We start from the raw sequence: 23,994 nt of genomic DNA on the forward strand, positions 1-23,994 counted from the left end.
CGGGTCAGCGCAGTCCCGTGGAGCGGGTCAGCGCCGCCTGGACGAGCCGGTCGACCAGCTCGGGGTAGCTCACGCCGCTCTCCTGCCACATGCGCGGGTACATGGAGATGGGCGTGAAGCCCGGCATGGTGTTGATCTCGTTGATGACGAAGTCGCCGTCCTCGGTGAGGAAGAAGTCGGCGCGGACCAGGCCTTCGCAGGACACCGCCTCGTAGGCGGCGACGGCGAGGCGCTGGACCTCGGCGGTGGCCTCGTCCCCCAGGGGGGCGGGCACGATGCCGGAGGCCGAGTCGATGTACTTCGCCTCGAAGTCGTAGAAGTCGTGGTCGGTGACCGGCGGGATCTCGGCGGGCACGCTGGCGCGCGGGCCGTCCTCGAACTCCAGGACGCCGCACTCGATCTCCCGGCCGCGCAGCAGCGACTCGACGAGGATCTTCGGGTCGTGGCGGCGGGCCTCCTCGACGGCCTCGTCGAGGCCGGAGAGGTCGTCGACCTTGGTGATGCCCATGGAGGAACCGCCGCGGGCGGGCTTCACGAAGAGCGGCCAGCCGTGCTCGGCGGCGAACTCGACGATCTTCTTGCGGGCCGCGGCCGGGTTCTGCTCCCACTCGCGCGGCCGGATGACCTCGTACGGGCCGACGGGCAGGCCGAAGGAGACGAAGACCCGCTTCATGTACTCCTTGTCCTGGCCGACGGCGGAAGCGAGGACGCCCGCGCCGACGTAGGGGACGCCGGAGAGCTCCAGGAGGCCCTGGAGGGTGCCGTCCTCGCCGTACGGACCGTGCAGCACCGGGAAGACCACGTCCACCTCGCCGAGGGCCCTGGGCACGCTGCCCGGCTCGGTGAGGACGACCTCGCGGTTGGCGGGGTCCACGGAGAGGACGACGTCGCCCTTCTCGGACTCGGCCAGGTCGGCGACGTTCGGCAGGGCGCGGTCGGCGATGGCCATGCGCTCCGGGGCGTCGGCGGTGAGCGCCCAGCGCCCGTCCGTCGTGATGCCGATGGGCAGCACGTCGTACTTGTCCCGGTCGATGGCGCTCAGGACGGCGCCCGCCGTGACGACGGAGATGGCGTGCTCGGAGCTGCGGCCGCCGAAGACGACGGCCACGCGCGGCTTGCGGGGGCTCTGGGTGTTCTCGCTCATATCGCGTTGAGAGTACCTTGCGGTTCCCGAACTCCTGAGCGCCCCGCTGCCGCCGCGCGCGTACGGCGCAGTGCCGTGCCGCGCGGCCGGGACCGGTCAGCGGCGCTCGGGCTTGGCGCTGCGGGACATCAGTTCCTTGAGGGCCACGACCGGCGGCTTCCCGTCGTGGACGATGGAGACGACGGTCTCGGTGATGGGCATGTCGACGCCGTGGCGGCGGCCCAGATCGAGCACCGACTCGCAGGACTTGACGCCCTCGGCGGTCTGCCTGGTGGCCGCGATGGTCTCCTGGAGGGTCATCCCCCGGCCGAGGTTGGTGCCGAAGGTGTTGTTCCGGGAGAGCGGCGAGGAGCAGGTGGCGACGAGGTCGCCGAGACCCGCGAGACCGGAGAAGGTCAGCGGGTCGGCGCCCATGGCGAGGCCCAGCCGGGTGGTCTCGGCGAGGCCCCGGGTGATGAGCGTGGCCTTGGAGTTGTCGCCGAGGCCCATGCCGTTGGCGATGCCGACGGCGAGGCCGATGACGTTCTTCACCGCGCCGCCGAGCTCGCAGCCGACGACGTCGGTGTTGGTGTACGGGCGGAAGTACGGGGTCATGCAGGCGGCCTGGAGCCGCTGGGCGACCGACTCGTCGACGCAGGCCGCGACGGCGGCGGCGGGCTGCCGGGTCGCGATCTCCATGGCCAGGTTGGGTCCGGTGAGGACGGCGACCCGCTCGGCGGGCACGTCCGCGACCTCGATGACGACCTCGCTCATCCGCTTGGCGGTGCCGAGTTCGACGCCCTTCATCAGGGAGACGAGGACGGTGTCGGGGGCCAGCAGCGGGGCCCAGGTGGCGAGGTTGCCGCGGAGGGTCTGGGAGGGGACGACGAGGACGGTGAAGTCCGCGCCCGAGGCGGCCTCCGCCGCGTCGGCGGTGGCCGTGATCCGCCGGGGAAGCTCGACGCCCGGCAGGTAGTCGGGGTTGGTCCGAGTGGCGTTGATCTCCTTCGCGAGTTCGGCACGGCGGCCCCAGAGGCTCACCTCGCACCCCGCGTCGGCGAGCACCATGGCGAAAGCCGTGCCCCAGGATCCGTTGCCGAAGACAGCTGCCTTGGTCACTTCGTGCCCTCCCCCGCGGCCCTGCGCCGCTGTTCGAGTCGCGCCCTGCGGTGGTCGTACGGCTCGGCGGGCGCCTTCTCGCCGCGAACCTCCTCCAGGAGGGCGGTGATGGCGGCCATGATGGTCTCGGTGGCCTCGCGGAGCACCTCGGGCGTGGGCTCCAGCCCCTCGAAGCGCGAGAGGTCCACGGGCGGACCGGCCTGCACGATCAGCGTCTTGCGGGGGAACAGCCGGAACTTGTTCTCCTCGGCGTACGGCGGCATCGCCAGGTTCGCGCCCCACTGGGCCACCGGGATGACGGGGGCCCGGGTGACCAGCGCGACACGGGCGGCACCGGTCTTGCCCGCCATGGGCCACATGTCGGGGTCACGGGTCAGGGTGCCCTCGGGGTAGAAGGCGACGCACTCGCCGCGCTCGACGGCGTCGACGGCGGCGCGGAACGCGTCGAGGGCGTTGGTCGTCTCCCGGTAGACCGGGATCTGGCCGGTGCCGCGCAGCATCATGCCGACGAAGGGCGTCCTGAAGAGACCGGCCTTGGCGAGGAGGCGGGGGACGCGGCCGGTGTTGTACTGGTAGTGCGCGTACGACAGCGGGTCCAGGTAGGAGTTGTGGTTGACGGCGGTGATGAATCCGCCGTCGGCCGGAATGTGCTCCGTTCCGCGCCAGTCCCGGTTGAACAGAACCACCAGGGGGGGTTTGGCGATGACCGCCGCGAGGCGGTACCAGAAGCCGATTCTGCGGCGGGGCACGCGGACACCTTTCTCCGGGACGGGCTGGCAGGGGATCAAGTGTCGCCCCCCGCTCCTGCTGTGTCGAGTGACACCGTACGCCCCGGGCCCTGGGGCGGACCGGGTGGGCGGGACAGAATGATTCCGATGAACGCGACGCACCCGACGCACCCGGACGCGGCCGACGGCTGGTCCCTGGTCGTGCCCCTGAAGCCGCTCTCACGGGCGAAGAGCCGCCTGGCCGCGACCGCCGGGGCGCGGCTGCGCCCCCGGCTCGCGCTGGCCTTCGCGGAGGACACGGTGGGCGCGGTCCTCGCCTGTTCGCGGGTGCGGGATGTGGCGGTCGTCACGGACGATCCGGCGGCGGCGGAGGCGCTGGCGGCGCTGGGCGCGCGGATCGTGCCGGACCTTCCGGCGGCGGGGCTCAACGCGGCGCTCGCGCACGGGGTGCGGGCGGTGCGGTCCCGGCGGCCGTGCGCGCGGGTGGCGGCGCTCAACGCGGACCTGCCCGCGCTGCGCCCCGGGGAACTGGCCCGGGTCCTGGACGCGGCCCGGGATTTTCCGCGAGCTTTTCTCGCGGATGCCGCCGAAATAGGTACGACATTCCTCTCGGCGGGTCCGGGAGTGGAATTGGAACCCGCATTCGGAGGCGCGTCGCGGCTTCGGCATTTGTCTTCGGGAGCGAGGGAAATCAGGCTCGCCGGAGTGGATTCCGTACGCCGGGACGTGGACACCGGCGAGGATCTGGCGGCGGCGGAGCTGCTGGGGCTCGGTCCCCGGACGGCCGCCCGGTGGCTCCCCGCCGCCGGATAGGCTGCGGTCCATGCAGGCGACCGCGTTCACGTACGACCCCGAGACCCGCAGCGGCAGTGTGCTGCTCGACGACGGCACCCCCGTGGAGTTCGGGGCGGCGGCCTTCGAGGCGGGCGGGCTGCGGCTGCTGCGGCCGGGGCAGCGGGTGCGGATCGAGACGGCGCCGGGGCCCTCGGGGGGCGCTCCGGCGATCACCCTGGTGACGCTGCAGACCTTCTGAGGTCCCGCACGGCCTTCCGGGGCCTGCCGACGCCCTTCCAGAGTCTCTCGGGGCTTCACCTCCCGACGTACTCCTGGCGCACTTCCGACGTACTTCCGAGAGCCTTCCGCGTATTTCCGAGGGCTCTCGGGGCCTGCCGATGCCTTTGCGGGGGCCTGCCGGAGCCTCTGCCGAAGCCCTCGCCAGGGTCCTTCCGCGGCCCTCCGGACGCGCCGCGGGCCGGGCTCCCCCTGAGGGAGCCCGGCCCGGCGGGTGTCCACCGTGGGTCCTACTTCTTGGCGGCGGCCTTCTTGGCGGTCGTCTTGCGCGCCGTCGTCTTCTTGGCGGGCGCCTTCGTCGCCGTGGCCTTCTTCGCGGCCGGCGCGGTCTTCTTCGCCGCGGCCTTGGTGACCTTCTTCGCGGCGGCCGTGGTGGCCTTCTTCGCCGCGGCCTTGGTCGTCGCCTTCTTGGCGGCGGTCGTGGCGGTCTTCTTCGCCGGGGTCGCCTTCTTGGCGGCGGCGGTCGTGACCTTCTTCGCGGGCGTCGCCTTCTTCGCGGCGGCCGTCGTGGTCTTCTTCGCCGGGGTCGCCTTCTTCGCGGCGGCCTTCTTGGCGGTGGTGGCCTTCTTGGCGGCGGCCTTCTTCACGGTCGCGGAGGCGCCACCGGTCAGGCTGCCCTTGGGGGCCTTCTTGACGGAGACCTCGCCGCCCTTGGGGAGCTTCTTCGAGCCGCTGACCAGGTCCTTGAAGCCCTGACCTGCGCGGAAGCGCGGGACGGAGGTCTTCTTGACCCGGACCCGCTCACCCGTCTGCGGGTTGCGGGCGTAGCGGGCCGGGCGGTCGACCTTCTCGAACGAGCCGAAACCCGTGACCGAGACACGGTCTCCCCCGACCACGGCACGCACGATGGCGTCCAGCACGTGGTCGACGGCTTCGGCGGCCTGCTGGCGACCGCCCATCTTGTCGGCAATCGCTTCTACGAGCTGCGCCTTGTTCACGTCTTCCCCTTCGGAGACATTGCCAGAACGAAAGTGTTCAAGCTTTTTCGCACGTTAGGCATGTATATACCGCAAATCAAACACGAAACGGTCTAATCACCCTAGTGCCGCAACGCGGAAGTCCCGTTGCGGAGTTCTCGGTGTCAGTCGTCCTCTGGGAATCGGCCCTCGTCGAGGTCCTTCATCAACCGGTCCAGACGCGTTGCCGCGTCCTTGAGATCGTGCTTCGCCGCGGCCGTCACGACCAGCAGCTTCCGGGACAGCGCCATCCTTACGCCCTCCGGGACTTGCAGTGAGCGCACTCTTGTGTGCGCTTCCTTCAATCGGGCGGCGACTGCCCCATAGAGCTCGAGTTGGCTGTCGCGTTCCATGCACCGATTGTGCCATCTAGGGCGAGTTGTCGCCCGACAGGGTCTCAACAAGCGACTGCGCCCCCCACCGGGCGGTGGGGGGCGCAGTCTTGGAAAAGCGCTGCTCAGGCCGTAATTGTACGGGGCTTGTGGGACGGCCTCACCGCTTCGAAGGCCGCGATGTCGGCTTCGTTCTGAAGGGTGAGGCTGATGTCGTCGAGCCCGTTGAGGAGCCGCCAGCGGGCGTTCTCGTCGAGCTCGAAGTCAGCGTCGATCCCGGTCGCCAGGACCTTGCGGCGCTCCAGGTCGACGGTGATCTCGGCCGTCGGGTCGGCCTCGGTCAGCTCCCAGAGGGCGTCCACCGTCTCCTGCGGCAGGACCACGGTCAGCAGTCCGTTCTTCAGCGAGTTGCCCCGGAAGATGTCCGCGAAGCGGGCGGAGATCACGGTCTGGAAGCCGTAGTTCTGGAGCGCCCAGACGGCGTGCTCGCGGGAGGAGCCGGTACCGAAGTCGGGGCCCGCGACCAGGACCGTGGCGCCCTGCCGCTCGGGGCGGTTGAGGACGAACTCGGAGTCCCGGCGCCAGGCCTCGAAGAGGCCGTCCTCGAAGCCGTCGCGGGTGACCTTCTTCAGCCAGTGCGCCGGGATGATCTGGTCGGTGTCGACGTTGCCGCGGCGCAGCGGGACGGCCCGGCCGGTGTGCGTGGTGAAAGCTTCCATGGTTCCTCAGACCCCCGCGGGCGTAGCGACGTCGGACAGATCGGCCGGGGAGGCCAGATGGCCCAGGACGGCGGTGGCGGCGGCGACCTGGGGGGAGACCAGATGGGTGCGGCCTCCCTTGCCCTGCCGGCCCTCGAAGTTGCGGTTGGAGGTGGATGCGGAACGCTCACCGGGCGCCAGCTGGTCGGGGTTCATGCCCAGGCACATGGAGCAGCCCGCGTGCCGCCATTCGGCCCCGGCCTCCTTGAAGACCTTGTCCAGGCCCTCCTCGACGGCCTGGAGGGCGACCCGGACGGAGCCGGGGACGACCAGCATACGGACACCCTCGGCGACCTTGCGGCCTTCCAGCAGGTTCGCCGCGTTGCGCAGGTCCTCGATGCGGCCGTTGGTGCAGGAGCCTACGAAGACGGTGTCGACCCTGATGTCCCGCAGCGGCTGCCCGGCGGTCAACCCCATGTACTCCAGGGCCTTTTCGGCGGCGAGGCGCTCCGAAGCGTCTTCGTACGAAGCCGGGTCGGGGACGTTCGCCGAAAGCGGCGCGCCCTGGCCGGGGTTGGTGCCCCAGGTGACGAACGGGGCCAGCGAGGGGCCGTCGATGACGACCTCGGCGTCGAAGACGGCGTCCTCGTCGGAGCGCAGGGTCTCCCAGTACGAGACGGCGGCGTCCCACTCCTCGCCCTCGGGGGCGTGGGCGCGGCCCTTCAGATAGGCGAAGGTCGTCTCGTCGGGGGCGATCATGCCCGCGCGGGCGCCGGCCTCGATCGACATGTTGCAGATGGTCATCCGGGCCTCCATCGAGAGTTTCTCGATGGCGGGGCCCCGGTACTCCAGGATGTAGCCCTGGCCGCCGCCGGTGCCGATCTTCGCGATGATCGCCAGGATGAGGTCCTTGGCGGTGACGTCCTCGGGCAGCTCGCCGTCGACCGTGATGGCCATGGTCCGGGGACGGGCCAGCGGGAGGGTCTGGGTGGCGAGGACGTGCTCGACCTGGCTGGTGCCGATGCCGAACGCCAGCGCGCCGAAGGCGCCGTGCGTGGAGGTGTGCGAGTCGCCGCAGACCACGGTGGTGCCGGGCTGGGTCAGGCCCAGCTGCGGCCCCACGACGTGGACGACGCCCTGCTCGACGTCGCCCAGCGGGTGCAGCCGGACGCCGAACTCGGCGCAGTTCTTGCGCAGGGTCTCCAACTGGGCCCGGGAGACCGGGTCGGCGATCGGCTTGTCGATGTCGAGGGTGGGGGTGTTGTGGTCCTCGGTGGCGATGGTGAGATCGAGGCGCCGCACCTGCCGGCCGTTCTGGCGCAGGCCGTCGAAGGCCTGGGGACTGGTCACCTCGTGCAGCAGGTGCAGATCGATGTAGAGGAGGTCGGGCTCGCCCTCGGCGCGCCGGACGACGTGGTCGTCCCAGACCTTCTCCGCGAGTGTCCTACCCATCGCTTTCCCTCCGGCCGACGTCAGCGTCGACACAACTAGAGACCCGTTCCGCGGGCCGTTGTGCGGCCGCCCCACCAGAGTGACAAGTTCCCGGGAAAATTGAACTTGCGTTTCACAGAGTGAGACGCGAATATCGTTGCATGGACAACTCTAGCGGCGTAGGCGTTCTCGACAAGGCAGCCCTTGTCCTGGGCGCCCTGGAGTCCGGTCCGGCCACCCTCGCAGGACTGGTCGCGGCGACGGGACTCGCACGACCCACGGCACATCGTCTCGCCGTGGCACTGGAACACCACCGCATGGTGGCGCGCGACATGCAGGGCCGGTTCATTCTCGGGCCCCGCCTCTCGGAGCTGGCCGCGGCGGCGGGCGAGGACCGCCTCCTCGCGACGGCGGGCCCGGTCCTGACGCATCTGCGGGACGTCACCGGCGAGAGCGCTCAGCTCTACCGCCGCCAGGGTGACATGCGGATCTGCGTGGCGGCGGCCGAGCGGCTCTCGGGTCTGCGGGACACCGTCCCGGTCGGCTCGACGCTGACGATGAAGGCGGGTTCGTCGGCGCAGATCCTGATGGCCTGGGAGGAGCCCGAGCGACTGCACCGGGGTCTCCAGGGCGCCCGCTTCACGGCGACGGCCCTGTCGGGCGTACGGCGCCGGGGCTGGGCCCAGTCGATCGGCGAGCGGGAGCCGGGCGTCGCGTCCGTCTCGGCGCCCGTGCGCGGCCCCTCGAACCGCGTGGTGGCCGCCGTGTCGGTCTCCGGCCCGATCGAGCGCCTGACGCGCCACCCGGGCCGTATGCACGCCCAGGCGGTCATCGACGCCGCCGCCCGGCTCTCCGAGGCGCTCCGCCGCACCGGCTGACACCCCCGCACCTTCTCGTACGGTCCCGGCCCACCGCTCCAACGCCGCAGCGGTGGGCCGGACTTGTGCGTACGGCCGGGAACAGCGAGGAAGCCCTCCCCCGAAGGGAAGGGCTTCCTCGTCTCGTACCCCCGACCGGATTCGAACCGGCGCTACCGCCTTGAGAGGGCGGCGTGCTAGGCCGCTACACAACGGGGGCCTTTGTGGATCTGATCCACGATGTGCAGATGAGCTCTGCGAGCTGGCCTACCTGGACTCGAACCAAGAATGACGGTACCAGAAACCGTAGTGTTGCCAATTACACCATAGGCCATGGCGGTTAAACCGTACCCCCGACCGGATTCGAACCGGCGCTACCGCCTTGAGAGGGCGGCGTGCTAGGCCGCTACACAACGGGGGCCCTAGCGATCCCACCCGGCCTGAGCCGGGTGATGTCACCACGTTTTCACCGGGAGCTACCCAAGTGTTCCGCAGGATGGATCTGTACCCCCGACCGGATTCGAACCGGCGCTACCGCCTTGAGAGGGCGGCGTGCTAGGCCGCTACACAACGGGGGCCTTTGTGGATCTGATTTCCACGATGCAGATGAGCTCTGCGAGCTGGCCTACCTGGACTCGAACCAAGACTAACGGAACCAGAAACCGTCGTGCTGCCAATTACACCATAGGCCACCGGGACAACCTCCCCCACCAGGAGGGATCTTGTTCGGCTTGCGCTTTCCGGGTTCTTGCCTTTCGGCTTGTTCCCCTCGGCGCAGGAAGAACATTACCCGAAGGTGGACGGTGCTCCAAAACGGGTATCCCCGCGGAGCAGGTCAGGGAGCTGACGGAGGCTGGTGATCCGGTTCAGCTCGGGTCGTCCGCCGGTGTCGGCCCGGTCCAGCCAGATGCCCACCAGCCCCGCCTCCACCGCGCCCCTGGCGTCGATGTCGGGCTGGTCCCCGACGTACGCCACCTCCCCCGGACGCAGGTCGAGGGCCTCGCAGGCGGCGTGGAAGGCCTCCGGGGCCGGTTTGGCCACCCCCAGCTCGGCGGCGCACAGCAGGGCCTCGAAGCGGTCCCGTACGCCGAGGACCCGCAGCTTGCGGTCCTGGTTGCGGAGGCTGGAGTTCGACAGGATCCCGTGACGATAGTCATCGGCCAGGAGGTCCAGGACGGGCACGGTGTCGGGGAAGAGTTCCCAGGCCGCCTCGTAGTGGACGAGATAGCGCATGAACCAGTCGTCGGCCTCGGCGGCGGTGAGCCCCGGCGCCCCGAGGAAGTCGCGGACGCGGTCCCTGCGCTGGTCCTCGAAGTCGATCCCGCCCGCCTCGAAGCGGCGCCAGTGGAGCGTGGTCAGCTCCCGCCAACGGCCGAGGGCCTGGTGGACGGAGTCGAATCCGTCCACCAGGCCCTCGGCCGTCAGGTGCGCGCCCATGCCGAGGTGGTCGGCGCGCGCGTAGTCGAAGATCGTGTCGTCGACGTCCCACAGCACCGCGCGGATGGTCATGGGCCGACCGTACCGCGCGGTGGGGGTCAGGCGGTGAGCTTCGCCAGGGCCGCGTCGATGCGGGCCAAGGTCTTCTCCTCGCCGAGGATCTCCAGGGACTCGAAGAGCGGCAGGCCGACCGTGCGGCCGGTGACGGCGACACGGACCGGGGCCTGGGCCTTGCCGAGCTTGAGGCCGTGGGCCTCGCCCGCGGCCAGGACCGCGTTCTTCAGGGACTCCGGGTCGTTCCAGTCGGCGGCGGCCAGCTTCTCCCGGGCGGTGGTGAGCAGGGCCACCGGGTCGCCCTTCATCGCCTTGTCCCACGAGGGCTGGTCGAGGACCGGCTCGGGCAGGAAGAGGAAGTCCACGTTGGCCGTGATGTCCGAGAGGACGGTCACCCGGGTCTGGGCGTGCGGCGCGACGGCCTCCCAGGCGGCCCGGTCGAAGTCCTCGGGCGCCCAGGGAGCGCGCGGGGCCACCAGCCAGGGCTCGCAGGCCTCGGCGAAGGCCTTCGGGTCCAGCATCCGGATGTGGTCGGCGTTGATCGACTCGGCCTTCTTGAGGTCGAAGCGCGCCGGGTTGGCGTTGACGTCGGCGATGTCGAACTTCGCCACCATCTCGGGGATCGTGAAGATGTCCTGGTCGGCCGAGAAGGACCAGCCGAGGAGCGAGAGGTAGTTCAGCAGGCCCTCGGGGAGGAACCCGCGCTCCCGGTAGAGGTTGAGGGAGGCCTCCGGGTCGCGCTTGGAGAGCTTCTTGTTGCCCTCGCCCATCACGTACGGCAGGTGGCCGAAGGAGGGGATCTCCTTGGCGACGCCGAGTTCGATCAGCGCCTTGTAGAGGGCGACCTGGCGGGGGGTGGAGGAGAGCAGGTCCTCGCCGCGCAGGACGTGGGTGATCTCCATCAGGGCGTCGTCGACCGGGTTGACCAGGGTGTAGAGCGGGGCGCCGTTGGCCCGGAGGATGCCGTAGTCCGGCACGTTCTCCGGGGTGAAGGTCAGCTCGCCGCGGACCAGGTCGGTGAAGGTGATCGGCTCGTCGGGCATCCGGAAGCGGACGATCGCGGTGCGGCCCTCGGCCTCGTAGGCGGCCTTCTGCTCGGCGGTGAGGTCGCGGCAGTGGCCGTCGTAGCCGGAGGGGCGGCCGGCGGCGCGGGCGGCGGCGCGGCGCTCGTCGAGCTCCTCGGTGGTGCAGTAGCAGGGGTACGCGTACCCGCCGGCGAGCAGCTTGTCGGCGACGTCCTTGTAGATGTCCGTCCGCTGCGACTGCCGGTAGGGCGCGTGCGGGCCGCCGACCTCCGGGCCCTCGTCCCAGTCGAGGCCGAGCCAGCGCAGCGAGTCGAGCAGCTGCTCGTACGACTCCTCCGAGTCGCGCGCCGCGTCGGTGTCCTCGATGCGGAAGACCATGGTGCCCTCGTTGTGCCGGGCGAAGGCCCAGTTGAAGAGAGCGGTGCGGACCAGACCCACGTGGGGGTTGCCGGTCGGCGAGGGACAGAAACGGACGCGGATCGCGTTAGCCACGCTTGATCACCCTATTGGTGAGAGTGCCGATGCCTTCGATGGTGACGGCGACCTCGTCGCCGGGGTTGAGGGGGCCGACCCCGGCGGGGGTGCCGGTGAGGATGACGTCGCCGGGCAGCAGCGTCATGGCCTCGGTGATGTGGACGACCAGGTCCTCGATGGAGCGGATCATGTCGCTCGTCCGACCCAGCTGGCGCTGCTCCCCGTTGACCGTGGCCTGGAGGGTCAGGTCGCCCGCGGCGGCCACGCTCAGGCCGGTCTCGACCCAGGGGCCGAGGGGGCAGGAGGTGTCGAAGCCCTTGGCGCGGGCCCACTGGTTCTCGCGCTTCTGGACGTCACGGGCGGTGACGTCGTTGGCGCAGGTGTAACCGAAGATCACGTCCTGGACGCGCTCACGGGGGACCTCGCGGCACATGCGGCCGATCACCACGGCCAGCTCGGCCTCGTAGTGCAGCTCCTGCGAGAAGGAGGGGTACTCGATGGCGTCGCCGGGGCCGATCACCGAGGTGGTGGGCTTGAAGAAGGCGACGGGGACGTCGGGGACCTCGTTGCCCAGCTCGGCGGCGTGCGCCGCGTAGTTGCGGCCGATGCCCACGACCTTGTTGGGGAGCACGGGCGGCAGGAGCCGGACCTTGCTGAGCGGGACCTTGGTGCCGCTGAGCTCGAAGTCGGTGTACGGGATGCCCTTGATGATGTCGAGGACGAGGCCGCCGGACTCGACGGTTCCCTCGCCCTCGACGGCGCCGAAGGCCACATTGCCGTCGATGGAGAATCTGGCGATGCGCACGAGTGCTGTCGCCCCTCACTTGATGCTTGCTGGAGTCTGACGCTCCAGGCTAACGCGGCGCGGGGGCGCTCGACCTGCGATGCCGGCGCCTCCCATGACGCGCGTCACAGGAGGCGGGGAAGCGCTACGGGGTCAGCGGGCGTACACGGCGTAGGGCTGCGGCTCGAACGGCGCGGGGGCCTGCATGAGGACGGTGCGGCGCGGGTTGGCCGTACGGGCGGGCAGCGCGGCCGGGTACTCCGGCCGGGCGCCCCGGTCGAGCTCTGCGGCGTCCGCGAGGTGGACGAGGGTGGAGCGGCGGGGGTTGGCCGTGGAGCCGGGCGTCGTCGTCTTCGTCGGGTTCATCGGGATGGTCTGACCCTGTTCCGGTACGGGCGCCGCCGAAGGGCGCGAAGGGGTGTAAAGCGTCAGGCTAAGCACGGGATTCCCCGGAGGAGCATGGCCAAGACATCGGGAAGAGTGTGAGTTTGCTCACCCATGGGTGAGCATTTCAGGCATTACGGGCAACAGTTTGTCACCTCTGAAAGGTACATTCCGCCACTGAATACTCCATTCCGCTCCTGATCATGGCGACTGGGACACAGGGGTATGCCCACTCATTGGAGTGGAAAAGTCCGAATCCTCCGCGATCATCGTCTACATGGGGTGACCCACCGGGCACGGGTTGTCATTCCCCTCCCGGCCGGGTACTCGGCCCTTGTTGGAGATCCTGCACTGTGCTGCAATTCCACGCACCGCCGCGGGTTTCGAAGCCGGCGCGCACGGGGCGCACCGCAGCGCCGGCCGAGTGGCGGGAAAGGGGGAGCTGCGCCGGTCACCGATGACCACCTGGGGCGTCACACACGCCCCGACGAAGCCGACACCGTCCTCCGTTCATCCGGAAGGACGCCTGGTCAAGAGGTTGCGACGCTAGTGCAGGGACGTTTCAAGAGGGATGGCTCCGGGTCTGCCCAGGCCCGTCAGGGCCGCGCGGATGCTCCGGCGGAGCAGGAACCGCGCGCCGGGACCGACCGCGGTCCCTCGGCCCCGCGCACCCCGAAGCAGGGCCAGGGCCCGTCCGGCGACGCCGGTGACGCGGGCAGGCGCCCCCACGCCGGTGCCGCCCCCGCCGAGTCCGCCGAGGTGCCCGTCAAGCCCCGCGCCGAGAACGAGGTCGGCCCGCGAATAGCCCTGCGCAACTGGCGCATCTCCACGCGTCTGGTCGCCCTGCTCACCCTCCCCGTGGTCGCCGCGACCTCCCTGGGCGGCATCCGCATCAACGAGTCGCTCAAGGACATGGAGCAGCTCGACCACATGCAGCTGCTCACCAAGCTGACCCGTGAGGCGACCGACCTCGCGCAGGCCCTCCAGGCCGAGCGCGACCTCTCCGCGGGGCCGCTGGCCAACAGCCGCCCCGTCAGCGACTACCAGGTCGCCAACAACCGCCGGAAGACCGACCGCGAGTACAAGGCGTTCCTCGAGGCGACCGAGGACATCCCGGCCACCGAGGGCGACGAGGCGCTGCGCAGCATCCGCCAGAACGTCAGCCAGATCGCCTCGCAGGTCATCCAGCTCAACACGATCCGCGGCAACGCCTACTCCAAGGGCGTCTCGCACTCGGTGACGGTCGAGGCGTACAGCCGTCTCGTCCGCTCGCTGCTCAGCCTGTCGCAGGACATGGCGCAGGCGACCAGCAACCCCGACATGATCAAGCGGACCCGGGCGCTCGCCGCGTTCTCGTCCGCCAAGGAGTACGCCTCCATCCAGCAGGCGATCATCGCCGGTGCGCTCCCGCAGGGCGACAAGACCACCGGGAAGCTCCAGCAGGGCGACCGCCTCTACGGCGAGGCCGCGCTCAACTCCGAGGGCGTCGAGCTCAAGTCCTTCCAGGCGATCTACGAGTCGACCGGCGGCGACGCCAACGAGCTGACCGCCTCCCTGAACAGCGGCAACCCCTCGATCCTGGCCGCCGAGAAGTACGCCGAGCGCGTGCTGAAGTCCGACGAGGCGATGCAGTCCGGCGCCAAGCGCGGCCACCTGAACTTCACCGACGAGTACGGCACCAAGATCGCCGCCATGAACCGCATCGAGCGCGGTCTGCTCGGCGACATGGAGACCATGGCCCGTGAGCTGCGGCAGGAGTCGCAGCGCGAGGCCATCGTCAACGGTGCGCTGATCCTCATCGTCCTCGGCGTCTCGCTCATCGGCGCCTTCGTCGTGGCCCGGTCCATGATCCGCTCGCTGCGCCGCCTCCAGGACACCGCCACCAAGGTCGCCCAGGAACGCCTGCCCGAGCTGGTCAAGCAGCTCTCGGAGTCCGACCCGCAGGACGTCGACACCTCCGTCGAGTCCGTCGGTGTGCACTCCCGGGACGAGATCGGCCAGGTGGCCGCGGCCTTCGACGACGTGCACCGCGAGGCCGTCCGCCTCGCCGCCGAGCAGGCCCTCCTCCGGGGCAACGTCAACGCGATGTTCACCAACCTCTCGCGCCGCTCCCAGGGCCTCATCCAGCGTCAGCTCTCGCTCATCTCCGAACTGGAGTCCCGCGAGGCCGACCCGGACCAGCTGTCCTCGCTCTTCAAGCTCGACCACCTCGCCACCCGTATGCGCCGGAACGGCGAGAACCTCCTCGTCCTCGCCGGTGAGGAGCCGGGCCGCCGCTGGACCCGTCCGGTCCCGCTGGTCGACGTCCTGCGCGCCGCCGCCTCCGAGGTGGAGCAGTACGAGCGCATCGAGCTGTCCTCGGTCCCCGCGACCGAGGTCGCCGGCCGGGTCGTCAACGACCTCGTGCACCTGCTCGCCGAGCTCCTCGAGAACGCCACCTCGTTCTCCTCCCCGCAGACCAAGGTCCGGGTCACCGGTCACGCGCTGCCCGACGGCCGGGTGCTCGTCGAGATCCACGACACCGGCATCGGCCTCTCGCCCGAGGACCTGGCGGCGATCAACGAGCGGCTCGCCTCGCCGCCCACCGTGGACGTCTCCGTCTCCCGCCGCATGGGTCTGTTCGTGGTCGGCCGCCTGTCCCTGCGACACGGCATCCGCATCCAGCTGCGTCCGTCCGACTCGGGCGGCACCACCGCGCTCGTCATGCTCCCGGTGGACGTCGCCCAGGGCAACAAGAAGCCGATGCCCAAGCCGGGCGGCCAGGGCGCGATGCCGCCCGGTACCGCCCCCGGCGGCCGTCTCCCCGCGGGTCCCGGTGGCCCCGGCGGCGCACGGCCCGGCCAGGGCGGCGCGTCCTCGGCGGCCGGCCGGCTCGCCTCGGGCGCCGCGGCGGCCCGCGGTCAGGTCGGTACGGGCGCTCCCCGCCCCGCGCTGCCCGCCCGCGACGGCTCCCCCCTCCCCGGCGGCCCGCAGCACGCCCCGCAGCCGCAGAACGCCCAGCTCGACCAGACCGGTCAGCTGCCGCAGGTCCCCCAGGGCCCGCAGGCACCCCAGGGCCCGCAGGTCCCGGGGGTCGACACGATGCGCCCCGGCGGCGGCCTCATCGGCGGCGCCGCGAGCGCCATCCCGTCCCGCACCGACGTGTGGGGCAACCAGGGGAACCAGGGCAACCGCGCCCACCAGGCACCGGCCGTCCCCCAGCAGCCCCAGCAGCCCCAGTCGCAGCAGGGGAACCAGCCCGGCGGGTACGAGTTCCCGCGCGCCGAGCTGCCCGGCGGCAACCCGCAGCAGCCGCGCCCGCAGGCCGCGAGCTGGGGCGACGACCCGGCGCAGCCGCCGGTCCGGCGTCCGCAGCAGGAGATGAGCCCGCTGGACGCCCCGCGCGGCCACGAGGAGCCCGAGACCACGGGTCTCTTCGGTGCTCCGCAGGGTCCCGGCTCCACCGGCCAGTTCCCGCGCCCCGACTTCGGCGCCCCGCAGAACCCGGCCGCCACCGGCCAGTTCGCCCGCCCGGACGCGCCCCAGGATCCCGCCTCCACCGGCCAGTTCCCGTACCCCGACTTCGGCGCCCAGGCACCGCAGCAGCAGGGACTCCCGCAGCGGGCCCAGCAGCCGCAGGCACCGCAGCCGTACCAGGGTGTCCAGGACCCGGCGGAGACCGCGCAGTTCCCGCGTCCGGACTTCGGCGCCCCGCAGGGTCCCGGCTCCACCGGCCAGTTCCCGCGCCCCGACTTCGGTGCTCCGCAGGGTCCCGGCTCCACCGGCCAGTTCCCGCGCCCCGACTTCGGCGCCCCGCAGAACCCGGCCGCCACCGGCCAGTTCGCCCGCCCGGAGTTCGACGCTCCGCAGGATCCCGCCTCCACCGGCCAGTTCGCGCAGCCCGACTTCGGCGCCCAGGCACCCCAGCAGCAGGGACTCCCGCAGCGGGCCCAGCAGCCGCAGGCACCGCAGCCGTACCAGCAGGGCGGCCAGCAGCAGTTCGGCCAGCAGCCCTACGTGCCGCAGGCGCAGCAGCAGGGTGGCCAGCAGCAGCCTCCGGCCCCGCGTCAGCGGCCCGCCGGTGACTTCGGCGCCCCGCGCCCGGTCGGCGAGCAGCCGCTGGAGCCGCGTCAGCCGCAGCTCCAGCAGCCGCGACGGCCGGAGGCCCTGCCGCCGGCCGGTGGCACGGGCGACGGCCGCACCCCGCTCTACGACACGCTGGAGACCAACTGGTTCCAGCAGCAGGAGCAGGCCCAGCGGCAGGCGCAGGCCCCGGACGCGACGCGCACCGGGCAGCCCCCGGTCGCCGCGCAGCCGCCCGCCCCCGCGGGCCGTCCGGGCGATCCGGCCGCCGACGGCCGCCAGAACGGCGGGGCCGCCTGGCGGACCTCGCCCAACGACGAGCTGGTGCGCCAGGCCGAGCGGGTGCGCAAGCCCGCGGCCGGCGGCGTCACCACCTCCGGTCTTCCCCGGCGCGTGCCGAAGGCCAACCTCGTACCCGGGACCGCACAGGAGCAGGCGCACACCGCCGGCCCCCAGGTCTCGCGTGCACCCGACGACGTCCGCGGCCGGCTCACCAATCTGCGCCGCGGGATCCAGCAGGGCCGTCAGGCGGGCAACCCGACCACGGGTGGCAACCCCTCCGGTCCGAACCACCAGCAGGAGCGTTAGTTGAACGCGATGAGCCAGGCGGCGCAGAATCTGAACTGGTTGATCACCAACTTCGTGGACAACACCCCCGGGGTGTCCCACACGGTGGTGGTCTCCGCCGACGGACTCCTGCTGGCCATGTCCGAAGGATTCCCCCGCGACCGCGCCGACCAGCTGGCGGCGGTCGCGTCCGGACTGACCTCGCTGACCGCGGGCGCGTCCCGGATCTTCGAGGGGGGCCCCGTCGCCCAGACGGTGGTGGAGATGGAGCGCGGCTTCCTCTTCCTCATGTCGGTCTCCGACGGATCCTCGCTGGCCGTGCTCGCCCACCCCGAGTGCGACATCGGCCTCGTGGGCTACGAGATGGCGCTGCTGGTCGACCGGGCCGGCAGCGTCCTCACCCCGGATCTCCGTGCGGAGCTCCAGGGCAGCCTGCTGCACTGACGGGCCGTCTCCGGACCAAGCCCCACCGCACGACCGCACGACCGGGCGGTACGCCCCTCCGTACCGCCCTTTGGCACCGTTCACCGTCCGGCCGCCCCGTCCGGCCCCCCACCGGCCCCATCAGACGGCAGAAGTTTGCTGTCACGCCCGGAGGATTCATGACCCCGCCCCCCGCCTCTCACGATCCGTACGGCGCCTCAGTCGACGAGTACGGACACGAGGGCGACCAGCCGCTGGTACGTCCGTACGCGATGACCGGTGGCCGGACCCGGCCGCGTTACCAGCTCGCCATCGAGGCACTGGTCAGCACCACGGCCGATCCGGCACACCTCGCGACGCTGCTCCCCGAGCACCAGCGGATCTGCCACCTGTGCCGTGAGGTCAAGTCGGTGGCCGAGGTGTCGGCGCTCCTGTCGATGCCGCTCGGCGTCGCCCGAATCCTCGTAGCCGACCTGGCGGAGGCCGGCATGGTGGCGATCCACCAGCCGGGCAACGGAGAGACCGGCGGTACGCCGGACGTGACACTGCTCGAAAGGGTGCTCAGTGGACTTCGCAAGCTCTAGCGGCGGCGCGGCCCGTTCAACCACCAGCGCGAAGATCGTGGTGGCGGGCGGATTCGGCGTGGGCAAAACCACGTTCGTCGGCGCGGTCTCGGAGATCAACCCCCTGCGCACCGAAGCCGTCATGACCTCCGCCTCCGCGGGCATCGACGACCTCACCCACACCGGCGACAAAACCACCACCACAGTCGCCATGGACTTCGGCCGCATCACCCTCGACCAGGACCTCATCCTCTACCTCTTCGGCACCCCCGGACAGGACCGCTTCTGGTTCATGTGGGACGACCTCGTCCGCGGCGCCATCGGCGCCGTCGTCCTCGTCGACACCCGACGCCTCGCCGACTGCTTCCCCGCCGTCGACTACTTCGAGAACAGCGGCCTCCCCTTCGTCATCGCCCTCAACGGCTTCGACGGAAACCAGCCCTACCAACCCGAAGAAGTACGCGAAGCCCTCCAGATCGGCCCCGACACCCCCATCATCACCACCGACGCCCGCCACCGCGGCGACGCCAAGAGCGCCCTCATCACCCTCGTCGAACACGCCCTCATGGCACGACTCAAGTGACAGGACGGACCGGACGGTTGTCCCATGCCCCCGTCATGGGCGGTCTGTGTCCTTCGACACGGCCGCCCGGCTGTTCATAACGTTTCGACAGAGAATTGGGGCGCCTCGGACACCCGACGCATCCGATCGGTGTCGCTGTGCTCACCTGAGCCCCGCCTTTTGGCGGGGCTCGCTCTTTATGCCCGTTTTATGTCAGGCCTCGGCCGTGGCGGGGGCCCGCTTCCCACTGTTTGGAACGAAACCCCTTCACGTGCTGCAATTCATGAACTCCCGAGTAGTACGGCCCTGAACGAAACACCGGCACAACGTAGGTGCCGACGCCGAGAGGTTGTTGGTCGAGTGAGGCGAAGCAAGGAAAGCTCCGCGGAGCAGGAGACGCGGGGCAACTTCACGCCGCCGTCGCGCGCCGCCGTGTCGCCCGTGGACGTGCCCGTCACGCCCCCGCCCGCCGCGGCCGCCGTCGGTACGGGAAGCTCCAGCAAGCTCTCGCCCCGCAACTGGCGGGTGCCCACCCGTCTGAACGCGATCCTGCTCATACCCGTGCTCGTCGGCCTCGTCATGGGCGGCTTCCAGGTCAAGGGGTCCGTCGACACCTGGCAGGAGGCCCGGGAGGCCGAGCGGACCGCGCTCGTCGTGCGGGCCGCCTCCGACTACAGCACCGCCCTCCTGAACGAGCGTGACCTCACCGCCGCTCCCCTGCTGGCCTCGCCGCCCCCCGAGGGCCTCAAGAGCGAGCAGGTACGGAAGGCGTACGCGGCGACCGACGCCGCCCGCATCGCCTTCGACCAGGCCGTCGAGGACCTCCCCCCGGGCCAGGGCCTGGAGCGGCGGCTGCGCCTCTTCAAGGACGAGGAGCCCAAGCTCGACGCGCTCCGCAAGATCGCGTACACCCGCTCCCTCGACCCGGTGAACACCCAGCTCGGCTACACCGGCGTCCAGCACTACCTCACCGAGTTCTCCAACGAACTGGGGCTCGGCACCGGCAACGTCACCGCCTACGGCCGCAGCGTCTACGCCGTCCAGCTCGCCAAGGGCGCCGAGTCGCTCCAGCGTTCCATCGGCACCCAGCTCCTGGTCCGGCCGAGCCGCGAGGAAGCCGTCTTCGCCCAGCAGTCCGTGGCGTTCAACTCGTACAACTACCTGGAGCAGATCGCCCTCGGCGAGTTCTCCTCCGGTGGTGCGCCCGAGGACGTCGAGCTGCTGAAGAGGACCATGGCCGCCAAGGCCACCGAGAGCGCCAAGCAGCTGCCCTCCTCCGACGTCGAGCCGCCCAAGGGCAAGGACGGCTCCGTCTACTCCGGCCTCACCGCCGCGATCGGCAGCGCCAAGGACCCCGACGCCCTCGCCGCCCTGAAGTCCAAGGGGATCACCCCCGAGGTCTGGGCCGCCGTCGCGGGCGCCAGGTTCGCGGGCTACTCCGAGGTCGAGAAGGCCCTCGTCGACAAGGCCGTGGCCGAGGCCGCCAGGATCTCCGGCGACGCCAAGCGGGACGCCTGGGTCAACGGCGGCATCGTCGTCGTCGCCCTGCTCGCCGCCTTCGTGCTGGCCGGGATGATGGCCCGCCAGATGAGCCACTCGATGCGCGCGCTGCGCACCGCCGCCTTCGGGATCGCCGAGCAGCGCCTGCCGATGCTGGTCGACCAGCTCTCCCGTGCCGAACCGGGCCGGGTCGACACCCGGGTGCAGCCCATCCCGATCGACTCGCGGGACGAGATCGGCGAGGTCGCCCGCGCCTTCGACCAGGTCCACCGCGAGGCCGTCCGGCTCGCCGCCGAGCAGGCCATGCTCCGGGGCAACGTCAACGCGATCTTCACCAACCTCTCGCGCCGCAACCAGTCGCTGATCGAGGGCCAGCTGACCCTCATCACCGGCCTGGAGAACAACGAGGCCGACCCGGACCAGCTGGCGAACCTCTTCAAGCTGGACCACCTGGCGACCCGTATGCGCCGCAACGGCGAGAACCTCCTCGTCCTCGCGGGCGAGGACCCGGGCCGCCGCTGGGACCAGCCGGTCCCGCTGGTGGACGTCATGCGGGCGGCCTCCTCCGAGGTGGAGCAGTACGAGCGCATCGAGCTGGCGGGCGTACCGGAGGCCGAGATCCACGGCCAGGCCGTGACCGACCTCGTGCACCTGCTCGCCGAGCTCCTCGAGAACGCCACCACGTTCTCCTCCCCGCAGACCAAGGTCCGGGTCACCGCGACCCGGCTCCCCGACGGCCGGGTGATGGTCGAGATCCACGACAAGGGCATCGGGCTCACCGCCGAGGACTTCGCGGACATCAACCACAAGCTGGCCAACCCGCCCACCGTCGACGCGGCCGTCTCGCAGCGCATGGGCCTCTTCGTGGTCGGCCGGCTCGCCGACCGGCACGGCATCCGCGTCCAGCTCCGCCCCTCGGGCGAGCAGGCGGGCACGACCTCGCTGGTCATGCTCCCGGACGCGATCACGCACGGCGGTGGCGGCGAGCAGCCGCTCCAGGACGACTTCACGGTCTCCCAGATCATGCCGGAGCAGCGGGGCGGCTTCGAGGCCGCGCCGACGCGGCAGCAGCCGGTGCTGACCGCCGCGGACCTCGGCTTCGACGACTCGCGGTACGAGCAGCTGCCCGCCGCCGAGGAGCACCCGGCAGGGCCCGCGCCGCAGCGCGGCGGGCGGCGCGGCGGCCCGGGGGCCCGGCCGGGCGGCGGACAGCCGCTCTTCCGCGACGAGACCGCGCCGGTGGCGCGGGAGCGGGGAGAGCAGGCCCCGGCTCAGGGATTCGGCCAGCAGGCACCGGTCCAGGAGCACGGGCAGCAGGCCCCGGCCCAGGAGTACGGGCAGCCGCAGCAGACCCCGGAGTACCCGGCGGAGCCGTACCCGCAGCAGGGGTACGCGCAGCCGCCGGGGTACGGCCAGGAGTACCCGGCGGGCCTTCCCCAGCAGGATGGTTTCGGCTATCCGCAGCAGGGTCACGAGGGCTTCCCGCCGCAGGGCCATCCGGAAGGTTCGTACGCGGCCCCGCAAACCGAACACCAGCAGTACGGCAACGCGTTCGATCCTCAGCCCCACCAGGGTGAGTGGCCGGATCGGAACAGCTACGGAAACAGCTGGCCGCAGACGTACGGAACGGAATCGGAATCTGCTCCGGGCGCTGCCGAACAGGCCCCCGACCGCGTAGGCTTCGACCGTCCGGGTCCGACCCCGAGTGCCGCCCCGGACGCAGGTCACCAGCTGACCGACGCCGGTCTGCCGCGCCGCGGCAGTGCCGCCCCGCAGGACCAGGGGACGGCGCAGCAGCGGGCACCGCAGCGGACCGAGCCCACGCAGCCGGTGCGGGAACAGCAGCCGGAGGCCGAAGGTTCCGACACATGGCGGTCGACGAACGACGAGCGCTGGCAGCGGGCCGGAAAGCTCAAGGAGCCGAAGGCGGGCGGGGTCACCGCGTCCGGTCTCCCCCGCCGGGTCCCGAAGGCCAACCTGGTCGAGGGCAAGGCCGAACAGACCCCGCAGGGCGGCCCCCAGGTCTCCCGCGCACCCGAGGACGTGCGGGGCAGGTTGAGCAACCTGCGCCGGGGCGTCCAGCAGGGGCGCAACGCGGGATCGGACACGAACGGATCGGGCCTCGGCCCCAGCAGCACCTACAACCAGGAGCGTTAGTGTGAGCATGAGCCAGGCGGCGCAGAATCTGAACTGGTTGATCACCAACTTCGTGGACAACACCCCCGGGGTGTCCCACACGGTGGTGGTCTCCGCCGACGGACTCCTGCTGGCGATGTCCGAGGGCTTTCCCCGGGACCGCGCCGACCAGCTGGCGGCCGTCGCGTCCGGACTGACCTCGCTGACCGCGGGCGCGTCCCGGATCTTCGAGGGGGGTGCGGTCAACCAGACGGTGGTGGAGATGGAGCGCGGCTTCCTCTTCATCATGTCGGTCTCGGACGGCTCCTCGCTGGCCGTCCTCGCCCACCCCGAGGCCGACATCGGTCTCGTGGGCTACGAGATGGCCCTCCTGGTGGACCGGGCGGGCACCGTGCTGACGCCCGACCTCCGGGCGGAGCTCCAGGGAAGCCTCCTCAACTAGGGAACTCTTCTCAAACAACAGACAGACAGTGCGTTCCGCGCCACCGCCCCGTAGGGTGCGGTGGCGCGGCTCCAAGGGACATGGACCGCGAGGCAGTCGGAGGAGGAGACGTGGGTACACCACCGGGCTCGAACCCCTACAACGGTTATGACGCGTACCAGACGCCCCTGGGCGACCCCGCGCGCAACCGGTACAACTTCCCCTCCACGCCGAGCAGACCTGCCACCTCGCAGCCCCATCGGCAGTCCCCGGCCCCGTCCACGGGCGCGTACGGCTCCTCGCGCGCGTCCTCGGGCGGCTACGGTTCCCCGGGCGGTTCCGGCGGACACAATCCGCTCGTCCGTCCGTACGCCATGACCGGCGGCCGGACCCGGCCGCGTTACCAGCTCGCCATCGAGGCGCTGGTCAGTACGACGGCCGATCCGTCCCGGCTGCAGGGCCAGTTGCCCGAGCACCAGCGGATCTGCCGGTTGTGTTTCGAGATCAAGTCGATCGCCGAGATCTCGGCCCTCCTCTCCATTCCCCTCGGCGTCGCCCGGATCCTCGTAGCCGACCTGGCGGAGGCCGGCCTCGTCGCCATCCACCAGCCGGGCGGCGACGAAGCCGCCGGCGGTCAGCCAGACGTGACACTGCTCGAAAGGGTGCTCAGTGGACTTCGCAAGCTCTAGCGGCGGCGCGGCCCGTTCAACCACCAGCGCGAAGATCGTGGTGGCGGGCGGATTCGGCGTGGGCAAAACCACGTTCGTCGGCGCGGTCTCGGAGATCAACCCCCTGCGCACCGAAGCCGTCATGACCTCCGCCTCCGCGGGCATCGACGACCTCACCCACACCGGCGACAAAACCACCACCACCGTCGCCATGGACTTCGGCCGCATCACCCTCGACCAGGACCTCATCCTCTACCTCTTCGGCACCCCCGGACAGGACCGCTTCTGGTTCATGTGGGACGACCTCGTCCGCGGCGCCATCGGCGCCGTCGTCCTCGTCGACACCCGACGCCTCGCCGACTGCTTCCCCGCCGTCGACTACTTCGAGAACAGCGGCCTCCCCTTCGTCATCGCCCTCAACGGCTTCGACGGAAACCAGCCCTACCAACCCGAAGAAGTACGCGAAGCCCTCCAGATCGGCCCCGACACCCCCATCATCACCACCGACGCCCGCCACCGCGGCGACGCCAAGAGCGCCCTCATCACCCTCGTCGAACACGCCCTCATGGCACGACTGCGGTAACGCCGTCCCCGACGCGCCGAAGGCCGCGTTCCCCCG

The 23,994-nt window shown here is 71.0% G+C and carries 22 protein-coding genes and 5 tRNA genes; 11 read left to right on the plus strand and 16 right to left on the minus strand.

Annotated features, from left to right (window positions below; all coding sequences use genetic code 11):
- Positions 1–4: 4 nt before the first annotated feature.
- From ACIO92_RS27325 to ACIO92_RS27335, 3 genes are all read right to left on the minus strand, one after another.
- Positions 5–1,144: a D-alanine--D-alanine ligase family protein gene (locus tag ACIO92_RS27325; RefSeq protein WP_401241315.1), complete on the minus strand. Its 1,140-nt coding sequence runs from the start codon at positions 1,142–1,144 to the stop codon at positions 5–7.
- A gap of 96 nt (positions 1,145–1,240) precedes the next feature.
- Positions 1,241–2,242 carry an NAD(P)H-dependent glycerol-3-phosphate dehydrogenase gene (locus ACIO92_RS27330; RefSeq protein WP_366443914.1) on the minus strand — a complete coding sequence of 334 codons (1,002 nt, stop codon included), beginning with the start codon at positions 2,240–2,242 and terminating at the stop codon, positions 1,241–1,243.
- Positions 2,239–2,991, minus strand: a complete 753-nt coding sequence (locus ACIO92_RS27335; protein ID WP_366443913.1) for a lysophospholipid acyltransferase family protein — start codon at positions 2,989–2,991, stop codon at positions 2,239–2,241. Before ACIO92_RS27335 ends, ACIO92_RS27330 begins: the two co-directional genes overlap by 4 nt.
- 126 nt (positions 2,992–3,117) lie before the next feature.
- On the opposite strand from ACIO92_RS27335, the gene cofC reads away from it, so the two are divergent.
- Both cofC and ACIO92_RS27345 read left to right on the plus strand, forming a co-directional pair.
- Positions 3,118–3,783 carry a 2-phospho-L-lactate guanylyltransferase gene (gene cofC, locus ACIO92_RS27340; protein WP_401241311.1) on the plus strand — a complete coding sequence of 222 codons (666 nt, stop codon included), beginning with the start codon at positions 3,118–3,120 and terminating at the stop codon, positions 3,781–3,783.
- 10 nt (positions 3,784–3,793) lie between these two features.
- A complete protein-coding gene (locus ACIO92_RS27345; protein ID WP_366443911.1) occupies positions 3,794–4,003 on the plus strand; it encodes a hypothetical protein in 210 nt (69 codons plus the stop codon).
- A 268-nt stretch (positions 4,004–4,271) separates the two neighbouring features.
- On the opposite strand, the gene ACIO92_RS27350 is transcribed toward ACIO92_RS27345, so the two are convergent.
- The 4 genes from ACIO92_RS27350 to leuC form a co-directional block, all read right to left on the minus strand.
- Positions 4,272–4,979, minus strand: coding sequence for an HU family DNA-binding protein (locus ACIO92_RS27350; RefSeq protein WP_366443909.1), 708 nt, complete (start codon positions 4,977–4,979; stop codon positions 4,272–4,274).
- 143 nt (positions 4,980–5,122) lie between these two features.
- Complete coding sequence (locus ACIO92_RS27355; RefSeq protein ID WP_351787330.1) at positions 5,123–5,350, minus strand: hypothetical protein; 228 nt, start codon at positions 5,348–5,350, stop codon at positions 5,123–5,125.
- Positions 5,351–5,454: 104 nt separating this feature from the next.
- Positions 5,455–6,048, minus strand: coding sequence for a 3-isopropylmalate dehydratase small subunit (leuD, locus tag ACIO92_RS27360; RefSeq protein WP_366443908.1), 594 nt, complete (start codon positions 6,046–6,048; stop codon positions 5,455–5,457).
- Positions 6,049–6,054: 6 nt separating this feature from the next.
- A complete protein-coding gene (gene leuC, locus ACIO92_RS27365; RefSeq protein WP_366443907.1) occupies positions 6,055–7,479 on the minus strand; it encodes a 3-isopropylmalate dehydratase large subunit in 1,425 nt (474 codons plus the stop codon).
- Positions 7,480–7,619: 140 nt separating this feature from the next.
- On the opposite strand from leuC, the gene ndgR reads away from it, so the two are divergent.
- Positions 7,620–8,336, plus strand: coding sequence for an IclR family transcriptional regulator NdgR (gene ndgR / locus ACIO92_RS27370; protein WP_317875038.1), 717 nt, complete (start codon positions 7,620–7,622; stop codon positions 8,334–8,336).
- A 126-nt stretch (positions 8,337–8,462) separates the two neighbouring features.
- Here ndgR and ACIO92_RS27375 read toward each other — a convergent pair.
- The 9 genes from ACIO92_RS27375 to ACIO92_RS27415 all read right to left on the minus strand — a co-directional run bounded on the left by ACIO92_RS27375 (position 8,463) and on the right by ACIO92_RS27415 (position 12,455).
- Positions 8,463–8,535: transfer RNA gene (locus tag ACIO92_RS27375), tRNA-Glu, on the minus strand.
- A 42-nt stretch (positions 8,536–8,577) separates the two neighbouring features.
- Positions 8,578–8,649 (minus strand) — tRNA-Gln (locus ACIO92_RS27380).
- Positions 8,650–8,663: 14 nt separating this feature from the next.
- Positions 8,664–8,736, minus strand: a tRNA-Glu gene (locus ACIO92_RS27385).
- 84 nt (positions 8,737–8,820) lie between these two features.
- Positions 8,821–8,893, minus strand: a tRNA-Glu gene (locus tag ACIO92_RS27390).
- Between the two features lie 42 nt (positions 8,894–8,935).
- Positions 8,936–9,007, minus strand: a tRNA-Gln gene (locus tag ACIO92_RS27395).
- A gap of 94 nt (positions 9,008–9,101) precedes the next feature.
- Positions 9,102–9,824 carry an HAD family hydrolase gene (locus ACIO92_RS27400; protein ID WP_366443906.1) on the minus strand — a complete coding sequence of 241 codons (723 nt, stop codon included), beginning with the start codon at positions 9,822–9,824 and terminating at the stop codon, positions 9,102–9,104.
- 26 nt (positions 9,825–9,850) lie between these two features.
- Positions 9,851–11,323 (minus strand): glutamate--tRNA ligase, encoded by a 1,473-nt coding sequence (gene gltX, locus ACIO92_RS27405; RefSeq protein ID WP_366443905.1) that lies wholly within the window; start codon positions 11,321–11,323, stop codon positions 9,851–9,853.
- The gene (locus tag ACIO92_RS27410; RefSeq protein ID WP_366443904.1) at positions 11,316–12,110 is read right to left on the minus strand and encodes a fumarylacetoacetate hydrolase family protein; all 795 of its coding nucleotides are present in this window, start codon (positions 12,108–12,110) and stop codon (positions 11,316–11,318) included. Before ACIO92_RS27410 ends, gltX begins: the two co-directional genes overlap by 8 nt.
- 132 nt (positions 12,111–12,242) lie before the next feature.
- Complete coding sequence (locus tag ACIO92_RS27415; protein WP_366443903.1) at positions 12,243–12,455, minus strand: hypothetical protein; 213 nt, start codon at positions 12,453–12,455, stop codon at positions 12,243–12,245.
- A 567-nt stretch (positions 12,456–13,022) separates the two neighbouring features.
- On the opposite strand from ACIO92_RS27415, the gene ACIO92_RS27420 reads away from it, so the two are divergent.
- The 8 genes from ACIO92_RS27420 to ACIO92_RS27455 all read left to right on the plus strand — a co-directional run bounded on the left by ACIO92_RS27420 (position 13,023) and on the right by ACIO92_RS27455 (position 23,958).
- On the plus strand, positions 13,023–17,123 hold the full coding sequence (locus ACIO92_RS27420; protein WP_402283518.1) for a nitrate- and nitrite sensing domain-containing protein: 4,101 nt from the start codon (positions 13,023–13,025) through the stop codon (positions 17,121–17,123).
- A gap of 9 nt (positions 17,124–17,132) precedes the next feature.
- Positions 17,133–17,546 carry a roadblock/LC7 domain-containing protein gene (locus tag ACIO92_RS27425; RefSeq protein WP_030496942.1) on the plus strand — a complete coding sequence of 138 codons (414 nt, stop codon included), beginning with the start codon at positions 17,133–17,135 and terminating at the stop codon, positions 17,544–17,546.
- Between the two features lie 158 nt (positions 17,547–17,704).
- A complete protein-coding gene (locus ACIO92_RS27430) occupies positions 17,705–18,109 on the plus strand; it encodes a DUF742 domain-containing protein (RefSeq protein WP_017235980.1) in 405 nt (134 codons plus the stop codon).
- The gene (locus tag ACIO92_RS27435) at positions 18,090–18,671 is read left to right on the plus strand and encodes a GTP-binding protein (RefSeq protein ID WP_402283520.1); all 582 of its coding nucleotides are present in this window, start codon (positions 18,090–18,092) and stop codon (positions 18,669–18,671) included. Before ACIO92_RS27430 ends, ACIO92_RS27435 begins: the two co-directional genes overlap by 20 nt.
- A gap of 339 nt (positions 18,672–19,010) precedes the next feature.
- Positions 19,011–22,307 (plus strand): nitrate- and nitrite sensing domain-containing protein, encoded by a 3,297-nt coding sequence (locus tag ACIO92_RS27440; protein WP_402283522.1) that lies wholly within the window; start codon positions 19,011–19,013, stop codon positions 22,305–22,307.
- A gap of 7 nt (positions 22,308–22,314) precedes the next feature.
- Positions 22,315–22,728, plus strand: a complete 414-nt coding sequence (locus ACIO92_RS27445; protein WP_056644956.1) for a roadblock/LC7 domain-containing protein — start codon at positions 22,315–22,317, stop codon at positions 22,726–22,728.
- 110 nt (positions 22,729–22,838) lie between these two features.
- Positions 22,839–23,396 carry a DUF742 domain-containing protein gene (locus ACIO92_RS27450; RefSeq protein WP_366446468.1) on the plus strand — a complete coding sequence of 186 codons (558 nt, stop codon included), beginning with the start codon at positions 22,839–22,841 and terminating at the stop codon, positions 23,394–23,396.
- Positions 23,377–23,958 (plus strand): GTP-binding protein, encoded by a 582-nt coding sequence (locus tag ACIO92_RS27455; RefSeq protein WP_402283524.1) that lies wholly within the window; start codon positions 23,377–23,379, stop codon positions 23,956–23,958. The genes ACIO92_RS27450 and ACIO92_RS27455 overlap by 20 nt, the downstream gene beginning before the upstream one ends.
- Positions 23,959–23,994: the final 36 nt, after the last annotated feature.

Source organism: Streptomyces sp. NPDC087215, from assembly GCF_044744885.1.
GTDB lineage: Bacteria > Actinomycetota > Actinomycetes > Streptomycetales > Streptomycetaceae > Streptomyces.

What these genes read in the sequence shown, in the direction of transcription:
- ACIO92_RS27400 (WP_366443906.1), bottom strand. Translation starts at nt 9,824, where the DNA reads ATGACCATCCGCGCGGTGCTGTGGGACGTCGACGACACGATCTTCGAC.
- leuD (WP_366443908.1), bottom strand. Translation starts at nt 6,048, where the DNA reads ATGGAAGCTTTCACCACGCACACCGGCCGGGCCGTCCCGCTGCGCCGC.
- leuC (WP_366443907.1), bottom strand. Translation starts at nt 7,479, where the DNA reads ATGGGTAGGACACTCGCGGAGAAGGTCTGGGACGACCACGTCGTCCGG.
- ACIO92_RS27355 (WP_351787330.1), bottom strand. Translation starts at nt 5,350, where the DNA reads ATGGAACGCGACAGCCAACTCGAGCTCTATGGGGCAGTCGCCGCCCGA.
- ndgR (WP_317875038.1), top strand. Translation starts at nt 7,620, where the DNA reads ATGGACAACTCTAGCGGCGTAGGCGTTCTCGACAAGGCAGCCCTTGTC.
- ACIO92_RS27345 (WP_366443911.1), top strand. Translation starts at nt 3,794, where the DNA reads ATGCAGGCGACCGCGTTCACGTACGACCCCGAGACCCGCAGCGGCAGT.
- ACIO92_RS27325 (WP_401241315.1), bottom strand. Translation starts at nt 1,144, where the DNA reads ATGAGCGAGAACACCCAGAGCCCCCGCAAGCCGCGCGTGGCCGTCGTC.
- cofC (WP_401241311.1), top strand. Translation starts at nt 3,118, where the DNA reads ATGAACGCGACGCACCCGACGCACCCGGACGCGGCCGACGGCTGGTCC.
- ACIO92_RS27430 (WP_017235980.1), top strand. Translation starts at nt 17,705, where the DNA reads ATGACCCCGCCCCCCGCCTCTCACGATCCGTACGGCGCCTCAGTCGAC.
- ACIO92_RS27425 (WP_030496942.1), top strand. Translation starts at nt 17,133, where the DNA reads ATGAGCCAGGCGGCGCAGAATCTGAACTGGTTGATCACCAACTTCGTG.
- ACIO92_RS27415 (WP_366443903.1), bottom strand. Translation starts at nt 12,455, where the DNA reads ATGAACCCGACGAAGACGACGACGCCCGGCTCCACGGCCAACCCCCGC.
- ACIO92_RS27445 (WP_056644956.1), top strand. Translation starts at nt 22,315, where the DNA reads ATGAGCCAGGCGGCGCAGAATCTGAACTGGTTGATCACCAACTTCGTG.